Annotated in this window: 14 protein-coding genes; 11 read left to right on the plus strand and 3 right to left on the minus strand. The window is 55.3% G+C overall.

Annotated features, from left to right (window positions below; all coding sequences use genetic code 11):
- The first annotated feature begins 26 nt into the window (after positions 1–26).
- The 3 genes from OM794_RS04830 (at position 27) to OM794_RS04840 (ending at position 3,802) form a co-directional block, all read left to right on the plus strand.
- Positions 27–497, plus strand: a complete 471-nt coding sequence (locus OM794_RS04830) for a tripartite tricarboxylate transporter TctB family protein (protein ID WP_226248139.1) — start codon at positions 27–29, stop codon at positions 495–497.
- Positions 497–2,014 (plus strand): tripartite tricarboxylate transporter permease, encoded by a 1,518-nt coding sequence (locus OM794_RS04835; protein ID WP_226248142.1) that lies wholly within the window; start codon positions 497–499, stop codon positions 2,012–2,014. The genes OM794_RS04830 and OM794_RS04835 overlap by 1 nt, the downstream gene beginning before the upstream one ends.
- 102 nt (positions 2,015–2,116) lie before the next feature.
- Complete coding sequence (locus OM794_RS04840; protein ID WP_226248144.1) at positions 2,117–3,802, plus strand: thiamine pyrophosphate-binding protein; 1,686 nt, start codon at positions 2,117–2,119, stop codon at positions 3,800–3,802.
- A gap of 37 nt (positions 3,803–3,839) precedes the next feature.
- Here the strand turns inward: OM794_RS04840 and OM794_RS04845 are convergent, their stop codons facing one another.
- A complete protein-coding gene (locus tag OM794_RS04845; RefSeq protein WP_022521774.1) occupies positions 3,840–4,157 on the minus strand; it encodes an NIPSNAP family protein in 318 nt (105 codons plus the stop codon).
- Between the two features lie 496 nt (positions 4,158–4,653).
- On the opposite strand from OM794_RS04845, the gene OM794_RS04850 reads away from it, so the two are divergent.
- From OM794_RS04850 to OM794_RS04860, 3 genes are all read left to right on the plus strand, one after another.
- A complete protein-coding gene (locus OM794_RS04850; protein WP_226248146.1) occupies positions 4,654–5,409 on the plus strand; it encodes a FadR/GntR family transcriptional regulator in 756 nt (251 codons plus the stop codon).
- A 58-nt stretch (positions 5,410–5,467) separates the two neighbouring features.
- Entirely contained in the window at positions 5,468–7,042 is a 1,575-nt protein-coding gene (locus tag OM794_RS04855) for an aldehyde dehydrogenase (NADP(+)) (RefSeq protein WP_226248147.1), read from the plus strand.
- A gap of 196 nt (positions 7,043–7,238) precedes the next feature.
- On the plus strand, positions 7,239–8,729 hold the full coding sequence (locus tag OM794_RS04860; protein WP_226248749.1) for an alanine/glycine:cation symporter family protein: 1,491 nt from the start codon (positions 7,239–7,241) through the stop codon (positions 8,727–8,729).
- A gap of 4 nt (positions 8,730–8,733) precedes the next feature.
- Here OM794_RS04860 and OM794_RS04865 read toward each other — a convergent pair whose 3' ends face one another.
- Positions 8,734–10,122, minus strand: coding sequence for a PLP-dependent aminotransferase family protein (locus OM794_RS04865; protein WP_226248148.1), 1,389 nt, complete (start codon positions 10,120–10,122; stop codon positions 8,734–8,736).
- Positions 10,123–10,259: 137 nt separating this feature from the next.
- Here OM794_RS04865 and OM794_RS04870 point away from each other — a divergent pair, with 137 nt between their 5' ends.
- On the plus strand, positions 10,260–11,429 hold the full coding sequence (locus OM794_RS04870; protein WP_226248149.1) for an MFS transporter: 1,170 nt from the start codon (positions 10,260–10,262) through the stop codon (positions 11,427–11,429).
- A gap of 14 nt (positions 11,430–11,443) precedes the next feature.
- Here the strand turns inward: OM794_RS04870 and OM794_RS04875 are convergent, their stop codons facing one another.
- On the minus strand, positions 11,444–12,376 hold the full coding sequence (locus OM794_RS04875; protein ID WP_226248152.1) for a cation diffusion facilitator family transporter: 933 nt from the start codon (positions 12,374–12,376) through the stop codon (positions 11,444–11,446).
- A 263-nt stretch (positions 12,377–12,639) separates the two neighbouring features.
- On the opposite strand from OM794_RS04875, the gene tssI reads away from it, so the two are divergent.
- The 4 genes from tssI (at position 12,640) to OM794_RS04895 (ending at position 20,480) form a co-directional block, all read left to right on the plus strand.
- On the plus strand, positions 12,640–14,757 hold the full coding sequence (gene tssI, locus OM794_RS04880; RefSeq protein ID WP_226248154.1) for a type VI secretion system tip protein TssI/VgrG: 2,118 nt from the start codon (positions 12,640–12,642) through the stop codon (positions 14,755–14,757).
- A 71-nt stretch (positions 14,758–14,828) separates the two neighbouring features.
- Complete coding sequence (locus OM794_RS04885) at positions 14,829–15,698, plus strand: DUF4123 domain-containing protein (protein ID WP_226248156.1); 870 nt, start codon at positions 14,829–14,831, stop codon at positions 15,696–15,698.
- A complete protein-coding gene (locus OM794_RS04890; RefSeq protein WP_226248159.1) occupies positions 15,695–19,135 on the plus strand; it encodes a toxin VasX in 3,441 nt (1,146 codons plus the stop codon). The genes OM794_RS04885 and OM794_RS04890 overlap by 4 nt, the downstream gene beginning before the upstream one ends.
- 13 nt (positions 19,136–19,148) lie before the next feature.
- A complete protein-coding gene (locus tag OM794_RS04895; protein WP_226248161.1) occupies positions 19,149–20,480 on the plus strand; it encodes a hypothetical protein in 1,332 nt (443 codons plus the stop codon).
- Positions 20,481–20,540 lie beyond the last annotated feature (60 nt).

Genomic DNA, 20,540 nt, shown 5'->3' on the forward strand with positions numbered 1-20,540 from the left:
TATCTCAAGCAGAGGATTTTGAGTCAATGAACAACGTCGAACGCTTTAGAAGGTCGGCAGTACTTTTTCCTGCCTTCTTGCTGATATTGACCACGATCTACCTGGCGGAAGCCTTGAGCATACGCTCTCAGTTTGGTGGTGACACCCTTGTGGGGCCGCGCTTCATGCCTATCCTGATGGCGTTCATCATGTATGCAGCGCTGATAGTTGTAATCGTGGGAGAGTGGCGCAAAGAAGCAGAGGTGGCCACTGGTGGCTCTCTGCTAAGGCCACTGTTGATTGTGGTGGCGACAGGCATCTACATCGCCTTGTTTCGTCCCTTGGGTTACGTGCCCGCTACGCTGGGTTTCGTGGTAGCCCTCTTTCTTATCTTTGACTTCGAGAAACATCGGCCCGCCTTCTTTATCTTTTATGTGATCGCCGTTACAGCGCTCTTTTACGGACTATTTGCCGGTATTTTCGGAGTGCGTCTGCCTCCCCTGTTAGGAGGATTCTAATGGAGACCTTTGTTAGTTTCCTGGGCGGTTTTGAAGCATTGCTGAGTTGGGAAGTGCTTGGCTTCATGATTGCCGGTTTCTTGATTGGTACCTTTTTCGGTGCGATGCCAGGCCTCACATCAGTGCTAGCCATTGCGCTGTTGTTACCTATTACCTATACGATCGACGTAGTACCCGCGCTGGTCATGTGTGCCTCGATCTTTATGGCGGGGATGTACTCCGGCAGTATCACGGCCACGACCATCAATATTCCCGGTGCGCCGTCCTCAATGATGACCGCTGTGGAAGGCAACGCCTTGATGTTAAAAGGGCAGGGCGCCAATGCGCTGGGGCACGCGGCGCTGGGCTCGATGATCGGTGGGTCAATCGGTGCGTTACTGCTCATGGCGTTCATGCCCATTGCCGGTGAGCTGGCGCTGCTGATCCGCACCCCAGGGAAGTTCTCACTGGTGCTTTTTGCGTTGGTGGTGATCATCATTGTCGATAAGGGCGCTATCGCTAAGGGCATTGTCGCTACGACGCTGGGCATCATGCTGGCTACAGTAGGCATTGATGTACTCCAGCCGATTCCACGCTTCGAGTTTGGCACTGAACTGCTGGTCGAAGGTATCGGTTTAATGCCGGTGGTCATCGGTGCGTTTGCGGTCAGTGAACTACTGGTACAGGCGCAGAACTGGAACCTCTCTTTAGAGGGTACTCTGAAGCGGGCGAAAGGCTTAAAAATTCGTCGGCGCGATTTTATTCCGCCGTGGTCTGAAGTTCGTGAGGTGGGGTTCTTTACCTATATTAAGAGTGCTTTCATTGGCTATGCCATTGGTATTTTGCCCGGCGCGGGTGGCTCAATGGCGGCTTTTGTGGCCTATGCTGATGCCAAACGTGGTTCGAAGAAACCCGAAGAGTATGGCAACGGCAGTCGAGAAGGTATTGCAGCGGCTGAATCAGCAAATAACTCCATGTGCGGCGGTGCTTTTGTGCCGATGCTGATGTTCGGGATTCCGGGCGACCCAACCACGGCTATTGTACTTGGTGTTTTGGTTATCAATGGCTTACAGCCGGGGCCGCGTCTTATTGAGCAGCAGGCAGACCTGATTGCACCCATGTTTGCCTCGTTATTTGTAAGTGCTTTGATCCTCATACCGCTAACGCTGTTTCTGTTTGGGCCGTACTTTATTCGCATCGTCTCAATCTCTCGCGGTCTGCTCTACAGCTCCATTGCCGTGGTGGCGCTCGTTGGCAGCTACGTGGCCACTTACTCAATTTTTCAGATGTTCCTGGCGCTGATATTTGGCGTACTGGCCTTCTTCCTGCGAAAGCATAACTACTCGGTAGTGGCTATGCTGCTGGGCTTTATTCTAGGGCCGGATCTGGAGCAGTATTTGCGACGCTCCTTATCGTTCAATGACGGTAACCCGATCGTCTTTCTGACCAGTATGGACAGCCTTGCTTTCCTGGCATTAACCGTCGTTTTCGCCTATCTAATTCTGCGCAAGAAGCCGAAGCTTGATGCAATTCCCTAGCTAGAATGCAACTGGATTAGCTACTGTTACTCGCTATGCGCCTCCCGTATAGATCATCATGAACGGCTTGGGGGCGCGCTTCTCTGTTATTAGGATGCTGACATGACAACAAAAACTCACCCCCTGCCGCGTACCGGCGGAAAAGTACTGGTTGACCAGCTTCTTATACACGGTGCTGATAGTGGCTACTGTGTGCCGGGGGAAAGCTACCTGGAAGTGCTCGATGCGCTTTATGATCAGCGTGAACATTTCACCCTCTACAATGCGCGGCACGAGGCTGGAGCGGCGAATATGGCCGAGGCTTATGGCAAGCTAACGGGGCGCCCCGGTATATGCCTGGTGACACGCGGGCCTGGCGCTTGCCATGCCGCTATTGGCGTTCATATTGCCCAGCAGGATTCGACGCCTATGATCCTGCTAATCGGCCAGGTCGACCGTAGCTCGATGGATCGGGAAGCATTCCAGGAAATTGACTATCGGGTAATGTTCGGCGGTATGGCTAAGTGGGTCGCACAGATTGAAGATGCGAGTCGAATTCCCGAATACATGGCGCGCGCCTTCCGGGTAGCGACGTCCGGCCGCCCAGGCCCGGTGGTGCTGGCGCTACCTGAGGATATGCTAACCGATATCGTCGAAGTCGAAGACGCTGAACCCTACACGCCGTCAAGGCCGGGCGTTGCCGTGGAGGAAATCGAGAAAATCGCTGCCCTGGTTTCCTGTGCCGAACGTCCGATGATGTTGGTCGGTGGATCGGGCTGGACAGATGAGTCCTGCGGGCAGATACGCAGCTTCGCTGAAACTAATGGTATTCCAGTGGCCTGCTCCTTTCGCCGTCAGGATATTCTCGATAATGCCTCGGAATGCTATGTCGGTGATTTCGGTACCGCCGTGGTGCCGTCACTGATTAAGCGCCTTGCGGAGGCAGACCTGCTGTTGGTCGTCGGAGCCCGGTTAGGCGAGATGACCACCCGAACCTACACCACGCTGACTTCACCAAACCCCAGCCAGACGCTGATACACGTGCATATTGACCCGGATGAGATAGGCCGTGTGTTTAGTCCGGCGCTGGGCGTTGTTTCGGCCCCTGATAAGCTGGCTGCAGCGTTAGCCGCTCACGACTGGGGGCAGCGCAGCCGTTGGAGTGAGTGGTGCAAAACGTTGCGAGATGAGTATCTTGCCGATATTTTGCCTCCGTCACACGATTACCCGCTCGATATGGGCGCGGCAATGCATGCGTTGCGCGATAGCTTGCCGAAGGAGTGTATCGTCACTCTGGACGCCGGAAACCACACCGGATGGGCGCAGCGCTTTCTGGCCTACCAGCGTCCTGGTCGGATTATTGGTTCAACGTGTGGTGCGATGGGGTACTCGGTTCCTGCCGCCGTGGCAGCTTCTTTACGCGAGCCCGATAAGTGTGTGCTGGCGTTTGTAGGCGACGGCGGCTTTATGATGAGCGGTGTTGAATTCGCCACTGCCGTACAGCATGGCGGACGGCCCATCGTGCTGCTATTTAACAACGGTACTTACGGCACGATTCGCATGCACCAGGAGCGTGAACATCCTAATCGCGTTTCGGGAACCGACCTGGTGAATCCCGATTTCGGCCAATTGGCAGCAGGGCTGGGCGCGCATTTCGAACGTGTTATCGATACGGCTGGTTTCAAGCCCGCTCTGGAGCGGGCCATGGCCTCGGGTCGCCCTGCCGTGATCGAGCTTGTGACTGACCCGGAACGTATTTCAACACGCACTACCGTCACAGCACTGCGTTCAGCTAAAGCTCGTTCATAAAGGAACCACTTCATGAAGAGACCCGCTAATCAAGAAATCAGTCTTTAAAGAAGGGGGCGGGGACAACAATCTTGTTTTCCTGGCTGATTAGATAACCCGCCTCGGCACTTTTCTTGAGATAGGCGGCCCATTCAGGGTCGCTCTGCATGGCGGCGCGCCGCTGGCTACGGTCAGCGGCATCTTTAAACACCCAGATATGCACATAGGAGTTCACATTGCCGGTTTCTACCGGCCCGTATAGCAGAGGTTCGCCAAGGTGACGTTTTTGGATGGCCCAGCCATGCTTTTCGTAGAGCGCCATCTGTTTCTTCAACGTGCCAGGTGTGCAGGTATAGGTACGGTGGTCATACAGCATGGTGATACTCCTTGATGATTACTCTATTAAGGCTGCGGGTTATCCACCCAATGTGGCGCTATGCAAGTAAAGAACCTTGTGTGATCTCGCCGGTATGAGGGTTACGTTAAGCCTTATCGCCTTTGGATCCCTCTATTAACCATATGTTGTATTACATCATACAATACTGCAACAAAAAGCATGCACCGATTGCGTCATAAGCAAGGGGAATAAAAGGTATATGAGACCGTAATGTTGATGGGCTGATTTTTATCAAAGTGCTACTTTAACTTTGGTTTAGTTTTCGTTAGTCATGCTTGCTTGGCACAATAATAAGGCCTATTTTTTCTTGTATGATGTGTTGTATCTAGCATGAGAAAATATTCGTCATTACTCGTGATGGCATTAAAAATAGAAAACAGGCTGCCTGGGGTCATTCAGAAGCCGTTTATTGGCACTTCCAAGACCTAGGTTGTACGATATAATACAACTTGGATATTAATGAAGGATAGCTTCCATGGTCAAAACCAGCGCAGCGGCATCTGCCCTAAAACCGCTTCAAATAAGTAAAGTGACACAGCAGGGAAGCTTGTCCGTGCACGTGGCCGACCAGTTGGAAGCGTTGATCACGCAGGGCAAAGTCGCGGTAGGAGAGAAGCTGCCTACAGAGAACAGTCTGTGTGACTCCTTTGGCGTTAGCCGCACTGTGATCCGTGAAGCGATTACCCATCTTAAGTCTCTGGGGCTGGTGGAAACCCGGCGAGGCGTAGGCACATCCGTGCTGCGCTCTTCCACAGTAGAAGCGCGTCCTGCAGAACGCATTAACCCCACTACTGTGGAAGATATCTTGCACCTGCTAGAACTGCGGCTAACCTTAGAGCCAGCGGCGGCGGAACTGGCCGCCTTACGCCACGACGATGAAGATCGTCAGCGGCTGGAGGCGCAGCACCTTGCCTTTAGTACTGCCTATACTGCAAAAACCCAAGCCCGTGAAGAGGATTATCTGTTTCACTTTGCGATTGCCACGGCGACCAAAAATCCCTTTTTCCAATCTTTTTACAAGCAGTGGAGCCAGAGCGTGATTCCCCGCGCCAAGCTGCTGAGTATTGATATTAACCCGATCTCTTCAGAGCGCTATTTAGAGCGAGTTCAGGAAGAACACACTTACATTCTCGAAGCTATTCTTTCTCGTGATGCTCAAGCGGCCCGCGAAACCATGTACCAGCACCTTAATCGGGCGCGCAATACCTACGCCCAGTATCGCGACCAGTAGTACAGCGACGATGAATATCGCGACCAGTGATACCACTGACCCATATAAGGAGCAACATATGACGATTCGAGGCGAAATGTTGATCGGTGATCAAGCAGTGACCGGCACCCAAGCCAATATTCAAGCGGTTAACCCTGCCACCGGCGAAAAACTAGAGCCTGTCTATATTGGCGGCAGTCGAGCCCATGTTGAACAAGCCTGTGAGCTAGCTGAAACGGCCTATGCCATCTACCGCGAAACGTCTCTTGAAGAGCGCGCTACGTTTTTAGAAACCATCGCCAGTGAAATAGAAGCGATTGGTAGTGAGCTGATTGAGCGCGCCATGGCTGAAACGGGCCTGCCCCAGGCACGCATTGAAGGCGAGCGAGGCAGAACCTGCGGTCAGCTGCGACTGTTCGCATCAGTGGTGCGTGCCGGTGAATGGCTTGATGTACGCATCGACCCGGCCATGCCGGATCGTCAACCGCTGCCGCGTGCTGACCTGCGTCAGCGCCATATCGCTCTGGGGCCTGTCGCTGTATTCGGCGCCAGCAATTTCCCACTAGCATTTTCGGTTGCGGGGGGTGATACCGCTTCGGCCCTAGCGGCTGGCTGCCCGGTAGTGGTAAAAGGCCACTCTGCACACCCAGGCACTTCCGAGCTTGTTGGTAAGGCGATTCAAAAAGCCGTGAAAGCCTGCCAGTTACCAGAAGGCGTATTCTCGCTACTGTTTGGTGCCGGTAACGAAATTGGCCAGGCGCTGGTCGATGACCCTCGCATTCAAGCGGTTGGTTTCACCGGTTCACGCAGTGGTGGTACAGCGCTGATGAAAACTGCCCAAGCACGCCCCCAGCCGATCCCGGTCTACGCTGAGATGAGCAGCATTAACCCCGTCTTCTTGCTACCGGCAGCCCTTAAAGCTCGTGGTAAAGCGCTGGGTGAAGCCTTTGTGGGTTCTCTCAATATGGGCGCAGGCCAGTTCTGCACCAATCCTGGCCTGGTGATTGCGGAAAAAGGCCCTGAGTTGAATGCCTTTATTGAGGCGGCACGAGGTGCCGTGGAAGCCAGCGGCGCGCAGACAATGCTGACGCCGGGTATTCACCGTGCCTATCAAGAGGGCGTAGCCAGCCTGAGCAGTGCCGACAAGGTGCGTGAACTTGCCCGTGGCCAGACGGGCAGCGACTATCAGTGCCAAACGGGCTTGTTTGCCGCTTCAGCGAGCGATTTCCTCGCATCTGAAGCGTTGCAAGCGGAAGTGTTCGGTGCCAGCTCGTTGATTATTGAGTGCGAAGATGCGGCGGAAGTAAAGCGTGTTGCTGAACAGCTTGAGGGTCAGCTTACCGCTACATTGCATATGGACGACGCCGATTTGGATGCCGCTAAAGCGTTACTGCCTACCTTAGAGCGTAAAGCTGGGCGTATCCTCGCCAACGGTTGGCCTACGGGTGTCGAAGTGTGCCATGCCATGGTGCACGGCGGGCCGTTCCCGGCTACGTCCGATTCGCGCACGACCTCTGTGGGTTCGGCGGCCATTCACCGCTTCCTACGGCCGGTATGTTACCAGTCCCTGCCAGAAGGCTTGCTGCCGGATGCCCTTAAAGAGGGCAACCCGCTTAAAGTATCGCGGTTAGTTGACGGCAAACGCGAGCTGTAATTAACGGGTGGTTACTCTAAATAATTGTATTTTTAGCGGCCTTCGGGCCGCTTTTTTTATGCGCTATGCTTGGGGGCTAATTCAAAAACTGTCTAGACTTATTGGCAGGGTTCTAACCCCTAGTGAGCCAACTTAGCACGTCGGGTCAGGGCAAATACTCACGTGTCAACAAGAAACCAATTGGAGAGGCATGCCCATGGAGACCCTTGAACTACTCATTGCCCCCCTGCGCGATGGTCTCTATGCCATCATGATGCCGGTCAGTAACTTTATCTGGAGTTATATTCTTGTCTATCTGCTACTAGGCGCTGGCCTGCTGTTTACCATTATGACGCGAGGTATGCAGTTCCGTCTGTTCAGGCATATGGCGTATGTGACATTCAGTGCACGCGGCGCCGGGGATGGCATTAGTGGCTTTCAGGCATTTGCCACCTCCATGGCGGCGCGGGTTGGCACCGGTAACCTAGCCGGGGTGGCTCTGGCGCTGTGGATTGGTGGGCCAGGGGCAATTTTCTGGATGTGGGTGACAGCGCTGGTGGGTTTCGCCACGGCGTTTATCGAATCGACCCTGGCCCAGGTCTATAAGCATCGTAATGAAGATGGCGTATTTCGTGGCGGGCCAGCCTACTACATTGAACGCTGCCTGGGGTGGCGCTGGCTCGGCGCGCTGTTCGCGGTATTTCTGATCATTGCTTACGGCTTAGCGTTTAACGCCGCCCAGTCCAACACCATCGCGCAGGGTATGAACGGCGCCTTTGGCATACCCAATTGGCTCACCGGCGTGGTGATTGCCATTCTGGCAGGCTCGGTGATTTATGGCGGCCTCAAATCGGTGGCGCGCACCGCCGAAAAGATCGTCCCGGCAATGGCGATTGCCTATCTGCTCGTTGCGCTATGGATCCTGTTGACTAATTTGCCAGCAGTGCCCGATATGCTCTCGCTGATAGTGATGAGCGCCTTTGGCCTTGGCCCTGCGGTGGGTGGTGCTGCGGGCTACGCGATTAAAGCGGCGATGGAGAATGGCGTCAAGCGCGGCCTGTTTTCCAATGAGGCGGGCATGGGGTCAACGCCTAATGCGGCGGCCCAAGCGACGGTCAAACACCCGGCAGCCCAGGGGTTAGTGCAGTCATTTGGGGTATTCGTCGATACCATCGTGATCTGTAGCTGTACGGCGGTTGTGATTCTGCTTTCCGGGGTTTATGAGCGACTGATGTCGGAGTCGCCGGGCGACAGCATCGAAGGTATTCAGCTCACCCAGGATGCCATGGTCGATCACTTAGGTGGTTTTGGGGAAATATTTATCGCCCTGGCGATTCTGTTTTTTGCCTTTACGTCTATCTTGGCCAACTTCTCGTTCTCGTCGGTGAATATCGAATTTCTGTTCCGCCGCCACGCCAGGAAAGCGGTCAGCGTGTTAAAGGTGATTATTATCGCCATGGTGCTGTTAGGTTCGGTCGCGGAGCTAAGCGTGGTCTGGGACTTTGCCGACTTGGCTATGGGGCTAATGGCGACCACTAACTTATTTGCCATTCTGATCATGGGGCCGATTGCTGTCGCCGTGCTAAAAGATTATGAGCGCCAGCGCCGCGACGGTATTAAAGAGCCGATATTTGATCCAGCCATTCTTAAACGCCCTGAACTGGTGGATGCAGATGTGTGGCCAGTGAAAGAGGCAAAAGAACAGTAAGTATTTAACGCGCTGCTTCAATAAACGCTTTCGCCCTTGGGTCTTGTATATAGGCAACGTTGAGCCGGAGCCAGGGCGTTGGCTGGTGATCGGCAAAAAACAGATGCCCCGGCGATAGCGTGATTTCCCACCGGCTAGCCAGTTCACTCAGGGTTTCAGGGGGGATAGCTGCAGGTGGTTTTGCCCACACAAACATCCCACCTGTCGGTTGGGTATATACCTCCCAGCCGGCATTTTTAAGCATCGTTAGTGCCATCGCCATTTGACTAGCGAGCTTGATGCGCAGCCGTTCGGTCAGCTTTCGGTAGCTGCCGTTTTGCAGCAGAGTGGTGACCACCTGTTCGGCAAACCGCGAAGCGGAAATGCTGGTCAACATCTTGATATCTACAAGGCGCTGTACCCAAGCCACGGGCGTGGCGACAAAGCCGACTCGCAGTGAAGAGGAGAGGCTTTTCGAAAAGCTGCCCAGATAGAACACACGGTTTAACCCATCTAGTGTGGCCAGGCGGGTAGTGGGAGTGTGTTGAAAATCCGCGTAGATATCATCTTCAATAATCTGAAAATCGTGTAGCTCGGCGAGCTGTAGCACTCGGTGCGCCACTGCTGGAGTGAGCGTGCTACCTGTAGGATTTTGAAAAACGCTGTTGATGTAGAACAGCTTCGGGCGATGCTGGGCCAACAAGGTTTCCAATTGCTCGATATCAGGCCCATCGGCTAATCGTGGCACGCCAATTATGCGGATTCGCTGTAAGTGCAGCAGGCCGAACAGGTTGTAATAGCCAGGTGATTCCACGAAGACCACGTCGCCAGGCTCAAGCAACATCCGCACCAGTAGATCCAGCGAGTGGCTGCCGCCGCCGGTCATTATGATCTGCTGGGCGTCCGCAGTAATCGCCAGTGGGCGCAGGCGTTCCTGGATTAAACCGCGCAACTCCTGCGGCCCTTGAGGAGTGCTGTACTCGAAAATTCCCGAACGGCTTTTACGCGCCACTTGGCGAATGGCGTGAGTTAGGTCGTCGCCTTCTCGCCAGTCGCTGGGCAGCCAGCCGCAGCCAAGCTTGAGCGTGTGCTCATTGGCACTGAAAAGCCCCCATAGCCCGTTGGTGACCTCTTGCAAACCGTTAGCGCCTACCGGGTTCGACACCAATACTTCTGCGCTATCCGCCACATAAAAACCTGAACCGGGTCGTGAGCGCACTAAGCCAGAAGCGACAAGCCGTTCGTAGGCTTCAATCACCGCATTACGGCTGATGTGGTGAGTGGCGGCTAAGCGGCGAATAGAGGGTAAACGACGGCCACCACCAGCCCCGTGTGCTGCAATCCAGGCGCGCATCCCCTTTTCGAGCTGCTGAGCGATGGGAGTCGCAGAGTGGCGATTAACCTCTAGCTTCATAACGTGCCCTGTTGTTTTTAACTGTTCGCTAAAAGGGTGGAACAGTGTTTGAAAAGTGGTGGTGAAGTGTACCTTACCGCTGCCCGGTAAGCGTGCGAGCTTAGCGGTTCAACGACTCGCTTATTTAGGACTTTGCTATGAACCGCGCTGCTACTCCAAGGATCAATACAAAAAGCGCCGCCTGCCTGGCGTTTGCGCTATGTACGATTACCACGGCGGTTAATTTACAGGCGCCACTTTACGATGCGCTGGCGGCGCAGGATAGCTTGGGCGTTGGCGCCACCAGCATCGCTTTTGCCTGCTATGTAGTGGGCATTATACCGGTGTTGCTGGGGTTAAACGGCTTGGCCGGTCGGGTAGGGCGCAAGCCATTAATAATGACTGCACTGCTGTTATGTCTCTTGGCGACCGGGATCACCCTGATAGCGCCCGGTTTGCTGGCGCTGGGTGTTGCTCGCTTTCTGCTGGGTATTAGTACGGGGTTAACGTCTGCGGTGGCTCCCGCTTATATGCAGATGCTGTTGGGTGGGCAGGATAACCGTGTGGCGACTAACTACGTAACGGCCAGTACCGCGCTCGGGTTCGGGCTAGGGGCTGCGGTGACTAGCCTGTTTGTTTTCCACACCCCAAGCGTATCGCCACCCAGCCTGTGGATTTATTTGGTTACTGCTTCGCTAGCGCTGGTGGTGGTCACCACGCTTAAGGATCGTGCACCGAGCACCACGAAAAACCCTATGCTACGTTTGCCCAGCTATCCCCGTGGGGCTATCTCCTATGGGTTGGCGATTTTGTTGGCCTGGGCGTTAGTGGGGTTGGTGATCGCGATCCTGCCTTCGGCATTAAGCCAACACGGTTTATCCGCCTGGAGCGGCTTCGCCACCTTCGGCATTTGCAGCTGTGGGGTGCTTTTTCAGCCCTGGGCGAGAAGGCTGGCGCCGCGTAGCGCTACTCAACTGGGGCTGGTGATTTTGCCGATTGCCTATGGGTCGATCGCCTGGGGCGCTATTCACGGCAATCTTGTGGCGGTGCTGCTGGGTACGGTGGCTGCAAGCAGCGCTTGCTATGGGTTTATCTACCTGGGGGGATTAAGCGGCGTGTTGGCGATTGCAGATGCTTCGGCTAGCCGACAAACCACCCAAGCCAGCGCGGGCTATTTTCTGATGGCCTATCTGGGCTTCAGTATCCCGGTGATCACTACCGGGGTGCTGATAGATGGCGTAGGGCATGCATTGGCATTAACGCTGTTTGGCCTTGCGCTACTGGGGGGCGTGATCGCCACGCTAGTCCTATTGCGCAAGGCTCGGTAATCTGGATAGAGGGTCTAGGGTTGTTTCTCTACCAATAGTCCACAGGAGGGCGCTGCCCATCGGGTGTCGGCAGTAAACACCACGTCACACACTACGGGAGAGTAGTAGCGGCGCACCTCGTCATCGACTCGCGCCCGGAGTAAATCCTGGGTGGAGACCGAAACATCGGATTGATCCGGCAGTACCACATGCACCATCACATAGAGCAGGCGCCCAGGGCGAACCATGCGCACGCGCACTTCTTGGGTCTCGGTAGCCGCCAGGGCGTTCGCCACGGCTTGGCGAACGGGTATCGCGATAGCCTCTTCCGGCGTTTTGTTAAGCAGCTCCTTCAATGCTTGAGAGGCCATTCGCACCGGTACACCCAAGCAGAGCACCACCACCGCAATGACCAGCACCGAATCCACGTAGGGCAGAACCGTCTGCCAGCCCAAGCGTTCAAACAGCATCACCAGGCAGAAGGCGGCGAGTACAGCGGCAGAGATAACGCTATTGACCAGCCAGTTGAGTTTATCTGCCGCTACCAATGGGCTGCTCACATGGCGCTGACTGCGGTGCATCACCCAGGCGGTAAGTGAACAAGCCGCAGTGGCGAATAGCGCGTACAGCACCGCCAAGCCTGCCGCTATCTCACGGCCCCCGGTGAGTAGGGCGGCAATGGCATCGACCAAGGCAAAAATAGACACGCCTAAAATCAGCAGCCCTTTGCACAGATTCACCAGCGACTCAAAGTAGCTATAGCCGAACGGATAGGATTCGCTATCGGGGCGGCTAGCCAGTTTGCTCACCTTGATCGTGACCAGGGCAACGCTGAAATAGATCAGATTGAAAAGCCCATCCAGCAAGATCGCTTGGGAGTTGGAGGCGAGTGTGGCTACGATGCCTGCACAACCAATCAGCAGCGCCATAAAGGCTGAGAATGCCAAAGTGCTTGATTCTGTCTTCACGAAGTTTTTTCCAGTGTACATAGTCAAAATAGCCAGTAAGCATAGCAACTTCGTCGGTCTCAATGTCAGCGTCTTTGCGAGTTTTTGCTGTCAATTTGATGAGTTTCCAATGCTCTTTTGTAAGAGATCTCTTACGCGTGTAAGCCATATCTTACAGCCGTGTAAGAGATCGCTGTCACTTGCCCGAGTAGGCTTGCTTTCTCGCCCGGTGCCGATATCCTGATTCGTTCTCATTAGCAGATAACGATCCAAGGAGCGGAGAAATGGCGGATAAAACAGGCCTGCAATTTACCTTGGCCCTACCAGGGGCCGATGATACCGCCGTGGTGCGTTTTACCCATCGTGAAGCTCTCTCTGAACCCTTTACCCTCTCCGTGGACTTTGCCAGCCGCTCCCATAACCTATCGCCCAGCGACTGTTTGGATCAGGAAGCCACCCTGTCCATTTGGCAGGATGGCGAGCCGCTGCGCCGGGTGCACGGGGTGGTCACAGAGCTGCACCGCGGCGATCGCGGTCATCGGCGCAGCTTTTATCGGGTGGAGATTCGGCCCGCCCTGTGGCGGTTATCGCTGCGCCATAATTCGCGTATCTTTCAAGACACCTCGCCCTATGACGCCATCACCACCCTGGCCAGCGAGCGTGGCCTGACCGATATCGGCTTTGCCACCACCCGCACGCCCTTGGATCGTGAGTATCTGGTGCAGTACCGGGAGACCGACCTGGCCTTTATCGGGCGCGTGGCCGCTGAAGAGGGCTGTTTCTATTTCCATGAGTTCGAGAACGTCGAAGGTGGCAAGCACCAGCTGGTGTTTGCCGACGCCACCGTGGTACTGCCCAGCGTCGGCGAGCGCGTCTACCACGGCCGTGCCGGAGGTACCCCGCCACGACGCCATATCCGTCAACTCCGCCAGGCCAGTCGGGTGCGCCCCGCCTCGGCGATGCTCAAGGACTACACTTTTAAGAATCCTGCCTACGCCCAGATTCACGAGCACCAAGCATCGGGGCTGGGCGAACACGCCCAACGAGAGGATTACGAGCACTTTGATTACCCCGGCCGTTATAAGAAGGACGCCTCCGGCAAGCCTTTTACCCGCCACCGTTTAGAGTCCCTGCGCGCTGACGCCACCACCGCCGAGGCGGAGAGTGATTTGCCCGAACTCGCCCCGGGTATCTGCTTTACCCTCACCGACCACGATATCGATAGCCTTAACCAGGCGTGGCAGGTGGTCTCGGTGGTGCATCACGGCGAACAGCCCCAGGCCCTGGAAGAGGACGGCATGATGCGGGGCGGCAATGGGGCAAACACCGGGCAAGCAGACGAGCAGATGACCCGCTACTATAACGAGCTGGTAATCATGCCCAAGGATCAAACCTTCCGCCCGGAGCCCAACCCCAAACCCCGCGTTGACGGCCCCCAAATAGCCTTTGTGGTGGGCCCGGAAGGCGAAGAGATCTACTGCGACGAACACGGCCGGGTTAAGGTGCAGTTCCCCTGGGATCGCTACGCCGAACCTAACGAGACCGCCAGCTGCTGGGTACGGGTGGCCCAGGACTGGGCAGGCGGTGGCTACGGCAGTATGGCGATCCCCAGGATCGGAAATGAAACGGTCGTTTCATTTTTGGAAGGCGACCCCGACCAGCCGCTGATTACCGGCCGTACCTACCACGCGGTAAACACCCCGCCGTATACGCTACCGGAGCACAAAACCCGCACGGTGATCCGCACCCAAAGCCATAAAAGCAAAGGCTTTAATGAACTGCGCTTTGAGGACGCCACCGACGAGGAGCAGATCTGGTTCCACGCCCAAAAAGACCTGGAGCTACTCACCCTTAACGACCGCACGGAAGAGATCAAACGCGATAGCCACCTCAAGGTGCACAACGACCGCATCAGCGAGATCGACAACGACGATCATCACACGGTGCACCGCCACCGCTTTGAGCACACCGAAGGCGCCCAGCATTTAAGCGTGGAAGGCACCCTGCATATGCGCGCCGGAGAGGCTTGGCTAAGCGAAAGTGGTCAGGAGCTGCATATCAAGTCGGGGCAAAAAGCAGTCCTCGAAGCCGATGGCGAAATCACCCTAAAAGCCGGTGGCAGCTTTATCAAGATTAACGCCAGTGGCATCACCATCGTCGGCCCCCGAGTCAAAATCAACGCCGGTGGCAGCCCAGGTAGTGGTGCCGGGCAGGCGGTTGAATTGCCCAAACTGCCGCCCGTGCTGGAAGGTAAAGACCATGGCCGGGCAGAGGCGATAGGGCACTCGCCGTTGCTAAGCAGTGATATTGAGCCATCGCGCCAGTTAGCAGCGCTAAAGCAAGGGAGTGCGCTGACCAATCTATGCGAGCCACCCGACGACACTGTATCGGGAGGGGCATAATGATGAGTCATCTCACTAGCGAAGGCTTACGAAAATATTCGCTGGGCCCGCCACCTAAATATAGAGACGTAGTGAATCAGCCTGACTACTACGTATTGCTGGATGCGTTAACGCGGCCAAACCTAGAGCGCTGGCTCTATGAGACAGTGGAAGCGCCCGATTACGAGGTGCTCTACCTGAAAACGCCTCTGAAAGAGTGTCGTGAAGCGTCACCTTGCCTGGTGGCTCTGCAAGGGGCACCAGCCCTCTGGGACGCATTCTTACAGCAAGGGGCTGAACAGCAGTGGGGGTGGCTGCTTTACAGTCGTGCCTCCCGCCAAGAGCTTTTAGCCCGCCTACGCTGGCTGCTGATGGTGCATCACCCCGTCCATGGGACGCAGGTGCTGCGTCTCGCCTCCCCAGCCGTTATGCACAGTTTGCTCAATATCAAGGGGGGAGGGAGCTACACAAGTTTGTTTGGTAGCGTTATTGAACGTGCCTGGTTACCGGTTAAAGACAACACCTCCATGACATGGTGGCAGGTTAACCAAAGCGACTCATTGCAAGAGACTGGCGTACCTACTTCAGCGTCTCCCCTAACATTGCAAGAAGTGCACCTTTCCGCTCTGGCACAAGTGAACTGGCAGCGTTTTCAAACCACGCTCGCTAAGCATTTGCAGCGCTACTTCCCATCAGGCCCGCTAATCAGTCACCACGGCTCAGCGATGGAGGCGGCCGAGCAGGTAATCACAACGACAGCTCGTCTAGGGTTTATGGGCCAGCGAGCCCACTTTTACATGGCAAATATATTAGGCGCCCACGGTAACGCCGCATTGGATGTTGATCGGTACCCTGCATTAGCTAAATTGCTTCTCCATCCCAACCATCAAGCACCAATGGAACGGCTAAAAGCGGCAGTCAGTCTTGCCCAGCAAGCGTTAGAACAGGATGACATGGTATGAGCATGGATATAGCGGCCGCGAATCGCGTTGCCGATAATCAACCCGATAACGACCCCAGCGATGAAAGCGGCCAATGTACGCTAACACAAAAAGATATGCAGTTAGTGCCGGTACGTTATGCCATGGTCGAAGAGCCTGAGGCCGAGCGTGCAGAAGCGGTGAATGGCTTTGCCCCAGTGCACGGTGGTCGTTTTCGCCGTTCAGGCATTCGGCCGATACGTTCAGGGTGGTTATATATTGTGCATAGCTTAACGCCCGATGAACTCCTGATATTCAAAGTAGAGCCCGATGGCAGTGGCGATGAGATTATTCTTGAACGCAAAGGGAGCATCGAAGTACTGCACAGCATGGTGGAGCTAACTGAGCGCCATCAGTCCATGCTATTGATCCCCACCTTCCGTCGCCAGGTAATGACCCGAGTAGGCATAGGCGGATTCTGCCATGGCACCGCTCATTTACTTGACCCCAATGACTTGCCTGACGCACTGGCAGACGACCACGGTGAGCATCGTGTAACCCCAGAAGCGCCTGACCAAGAGGCAGGCGCTGATGCTGAAATCGATCCGGGCAGTTATGCCTGGTGTGACCTCGAAGCGACGCCTATCGATTGGCAAGCGGCCAGCGCTGGCGAGATTGTGGGCAGCATCAAAGGCAGCTACCAAAACGACAGCGCCATTCTCGTGGTAGAAGATATTCCCGCACGAGTAAAAGACTGGGCGCAACTTTGGAAGCAACTAGCTGAACAACAGGGCAATTGGCAGGATAAGTATCAAACAGAGAACTTCGCGGCGAGAACGATCGATGGGCTGATGACCCTTAACTTTGCTCCGCATGCCGCTAATGCGGGCCAGGGCAATATTCCCGAATGGCTAGGCGATGCTGGCAGCGATGATCAAGCTGATCTACGCGAACTGGCAGACCTTTACGAGCAGCGACGCGAAAGGCGTGAGGCTATCCATACTGCTCACACTGGAGTGGTCGGTAGCGCCTTGGCGCCTATTAACCGGGATATCGATGAACTCAGCCAGCAAATCGCTGAAAACCTAGGTACGGATGCTGAGTCAGTAAAAGAGTTTGTCGAGGAAACCGAGCAGGCCCACTTTAATGAAGTGATTGGCGGCCACTACGCGCTGGCACCCAATGGCATTGTAGATGTCATTCGTCAGCAGGATATGGAAAATTTCCTAGCCTACGCCAACGGCCTTGAGGAGGATTGGCAATCGGCTTACCTAGCCATAGGACAGGATATGGCGCGGCTAGCGCCTGTATGGCACGACTATGCTCTGGTGCTGGATAGGGAAGAAGCACTACATATAAAACTGACGAGTAAAATCGAGAAGTACGCTTTCGAAACGCTGGCATTGTGTGGGCAAAGCGATTTTCTTGCTCAGTATTATATGGGCGATACCCCCAACACGGCCCACTTGCTTCACTTTATTCCTACTGAAAGCTTTATTGACACCTTCCTATCCGAGTTGGATGGCCCGCAAAAAGCCTTAACACAGGCGGCGGCTTTGATGACCGCCTCAGGCGCACTAGGTAATTATCAAACGTGGCGGAGCACTATTGATGAGCAAACAGGCCTGCGCTTTCGCAGCATTGAGGGCCTCGCCGATGATGTGGTGGCGGATATTGCCGGGGAGGTCAGTTACAAAGAGAAAATGTTGGGTGAAGCGGTCATCAAAAGTCTGCTAGACGATGCACAACAGTTGGAGATGCCCCAGCGCTTTGCCAATCTGGCAGGCATGTTGCCGGAAGGGCAACGGCTAATGTTTCTTGAGCGCCTGGGGCTGGCTGAGATGGGCTGGGATATTCCTGACCAAACCGTGCTAGGTAAATTGCGGGAGGCCACCACCAAGGCACAACGCTCGTCATCACTGCTCCAGCGGTTGGAACAGGATATGGAGCGCTATTACCAAGAGCGGGATGCGGAAATAAAGCGTGCTTCTCGTCGGGGCACAAGCCAGGCCCATCGCCGCGCTGCTGACCAGTTCAACGCGAGAAAAATCCGAGCTAAAGAGTTAGAGATAAGGCAACAGCAGCAGTTGCTGGGTGAGGCATTAGAAGAGCTGGCAGATCATAGTTTTCCCGCTAATGAGAATGGTAGCCACGCCCTGAAAATAGGCGGCTTAAGCCAAGCCGCTACCCGCGCAGCGCTGGCTGAGCGCAACGCCTTCAAACAGTTGGCCAATCAGCCCCGTGACACGATGCGCAATACCTTGGATACCCTGATTCGTAACGAGCAGAATGAATTGTCTGTATCCCGGGCTGTGGGGGTGTTGGTGAACGGTAGTTTGTCAGCTTTAGGTGCAATTACTGCCTGTGTCGCTGTGAACGACTTGGTCAAGAACTGGGGGCAAGAGCATTTTTGGGAGCATTTTGGTAATGCGGGCTCGCAGACAACAGCAACAGCGGCAGCACTTATGGCGATTAGAGAAATGATCGTCGATGCTCGCCATCGCAAACTCTATGAAGGGCGAGCTTTTCAGCAGGTCGCCCAGGCTGAATTAAAAGCGGCAGCGGGCAGCCCAGCCCAGCTGGAGCGTTGGGCCAGGGCAGCCAATAAAGCTATGGGTTTTGTTGCTGGTCTGGGTGGGGTGGCTGGTGTTTTTGAGATGATTAGGCAAGGGCAGAAGCTGGGGCGTGCCCAGACCCAGGCGGAGCGTTTAGCCACTCAGGTGGCTCTGATGGGGGCTTCTGGTACAGCAGGAGGAGGCTTTGCCTTAGGCGGCAGATGGCTTGTGGGTAGAATATTAGGCACGCCTGCTGCGCAGTTGCGGCTTTTGATGTTGCAGTTTGCCGGGCCGGTGGGCTGGTTCGTTGCGGTCAGTACGCTGTTATTGGTGATGGGCGACTTATTAGCCAGTCGCTTTTCACTCAGCCCTGTGCAGCGCTGGTGCCAGCAAAGCTACTGGGGGCTGCGCAGTAAACAGTGGAACCTTGAAAAGCATGAGCAGGAACTGGGCAAACTAAGCGGCAGCGAGGTTAGCGTGGAACGCCAAGGCGTGGCAGCACCCCATGCAGGCCCTGGGCCTGGCCCTGCCGCTAGCGATCTAGCCTTCCGGCTGACCATGCCCGGTGGTCAGCCACCCGATGAAGAGACGCTCTCTTTCGGAGTATGGGGTGTTCCTATGCGTGGGGGCCATCAAGAGCTGACCCGTGATGTGCTGGCGTATGCCCATAATAGAACAGAAAACTCTCGTGTAGATGTCACCTATCACTTTGCGCCAGAGGCGCTAAGTCAGTTCAACTTTGTACGGCTGGTGGTGCGCTCGCGCCTCAACGGTGAATCCACAACGCAAGTCTATGAACTACACCGTCGTGGCCGTTCACTGCCAGGAGAGTGGCGTGATGTGAGTGCCCTGACGGATAGTTTTTTCAGTAGCGTCAAAATAGGCACTTGGCCGGGTATGCCACTCACGCCCTGGGCGCCCTAAACAAGGAAGAATAATGTTTAACACCAACCCCAAAGATGCTTTACCCCCCATGCGCGCGGGCGAACGGGAAAGCCGTGCCGGGGGTGAGCAATATTGTTTGAGTCCGCTACCCCTACCCACAGATAGCGAGTACGCGGTAGATGTGGCGCATATCGATGTGCACCACGATGGTGTCACAATGGATATTCGCCAGGGCGCTAGCCCCGACACCATGATGACGGCAGGGCATATGTTAAGTGGGTTAGCGTTATTTATGAACGGTTTCGGCTTGCTACTGCTTATGATTGCCGTTGCCAAAAACTCGTTGTACGACATGGTGTTTATAGGATGGGGGGGAGGACTATATTTTGTTTTCCTGTATGTGTTTATTCTTAGCATTGTCTGGATCAATACGCTACTTAAGCGTATGCCGCCTATTCGCCTAAACCGTCAGCGACGTGAAGTTGCTTTTGTGGTAGATCCCCCAGGTCGCTTTTGGCTTCCCGCGCCTCAAAACCTTTGGTTAACGTCTACAGTGGGCCTAGCCGCAGCGGCTCCGGGTTTTATGGGGGTGATTGAAGTGGGTGAATGGCTGCGCGGTGCCCGGCCGAGTTTCCCTGTCGGTTTGACGCTACTGCATATCGGCGCCCTGGCTTTTTTCTACGTTTACCCACCGGTTTATGACGCCACCTGTCGGCTATTCAAACGCGAACGGCGCACGGTATTGGTGCCCTGGGAAGATGTCGTCGCGATGTGTGCCTTTAACCCTGGCCTCGGGCCAGGGGCGATCACAGGCTTTGGTTGGAGCTTTGCGCTGGTGCCGCCTGACCCGCAGCGCCCTGGTTACACGCTGCCAGGTGCGGGCATTATGGTCGGCGTCGGTGGTCTGCCCGGTGCGCTAGCCCAGTGGGAGTATATTCGCCGCTTTATGGAAGAGGGGGCTGATGCGATTACCCCCTCCGCCAGAGAGTGGGGCGTCGAGTGGTACAACGCCTATGTGGCCCGTGAAAAAGCTGAATGCGAACGCACTAACGACCCCGCCCGCTGGCGGCGCTTTCGGCGCAAGCGACTCTGGGAGCATGCTCGCTTTGCTCACTGGTACACCGAATACCGTATGAAGCATATCCTCCCCAAAGCCGTGCCCAGCGACTGGCTTGCCGAGTGGTCAAAACCCCTGCCTGAATCCCAATGGGCTAAGCCATCGGCGGCGCTTAACGAACTTAGTGAGCAGCTGCGCGCGGCTTACCAGCGCGGCGAGAAATTTATTGAAATGGGCGACATCGAAAATCGCTTTGGGATGGTGGTACCCGCTGCAAGACAACAGGCTTACCCCACCTTTCCCTTTAGGCGTGGTAGTTCACGGTAATTGTTTAACACCAATCCCAGCAGCTTTGCCCCCATGCACACAGGAACGCGAAAACCAGGG

The organism is Halomonas sp. BDJS001 (assembly GCF_026104355.1).
Lineage (GTDB): Bacteria > Pseudomonadota > Gammaproteobacteria > Pseudomonadales > Halomonadaceae > Vreelandella.